The sequence below is a fragment of the Microbulbifer taiwanensis genome, from assembly GCF_014904815.1.
Lineage (GTDB): Bacteria > Pseudomonadota > Gammaproteobacteria > Pseudomonadales > Cellvibrionaceae > Microbulbifer > Microbulbifer taiwanensis.
The window spans coordinates 1-684 of the sequence record NZ_JACZFR010000110.1 but is presented as its reverse complement, the minus strand read 5'-3'; the positions used below and the strand labels follow the sequence as shown (position 1 = coordinate 684).

Sequence of the window (684 nt, the reverse complement as noted above, 5' to 3'; positions counted from 1 at the left end):
CCAGGATGTGGTCGGCCTGCGCCGCCGCGACAAGGCCGAACGGGAGGCGGCGGAGGCGCGCCGCCAGGAACAGATCGATCAGGGGGTGGCCGGTGGCAACGAATCCTGACCCTTCGCTGCCCAACCGCAATACGATCTACCTTGCCCGCTCCGGGCAGGGTAAATCGCAGGCGGTCAAGCAGAACCCGGATATACCAAAGCAGGGCGCCCGGGTGCTGGTGTTTGATCCGAACTATGACCACAAGGCAATCCGCTATTTCACCCGCAGGGCATTCGCGCACGCGGTGCTGCGGGCGGTCAGGAGCGGCCGTGGCTTCCGCCTGGCCTACTCGCCCGCGTTCCAGGATGAGGAGGAGCACGAGTACTTTTGCAAGCTGGTGTGGGCGGTGCTGGACGGCCGCAAGATCACCTACGTGATCGATGAGGAGCTGACCGGCAGCGGCACCAGGGCCGGGGCAGCGGCACCGGAGCATATGCGACTGCTGAACCAGGGGCGCAAATTCGGGTTGCGATACCACGGCGTGGCGCAGAAGCCGGAGGAGACACCGAAAACCGTGCTCAACGCCTGCGAGGTTGCGGTGATCGGCTCTGTCCTGGGTGATACCAGTATCAAAATCGGCAAGCGCTACGGCATTCCGGCGCCCGCGATCGCGGATTGTCAGCCGCTGCAATTCTGGCGTTTTG

Annotated in this window: 1 protein-coding gene; it reads left to right on the top strand. The window is 64.5% G+C overall.

Features of this window, described 5'->3' with window-relative positions; all coding sequences use genetic code 11:
* Positions 1-92: 92 nt before the first annotated feature.
* On the top strand, positions 93-684 hold a 592-nt coding region (locus IG627_RS20730; RefSeq protein WP_193195229.1), incomplete at its 3' end, for a hypothetical protein.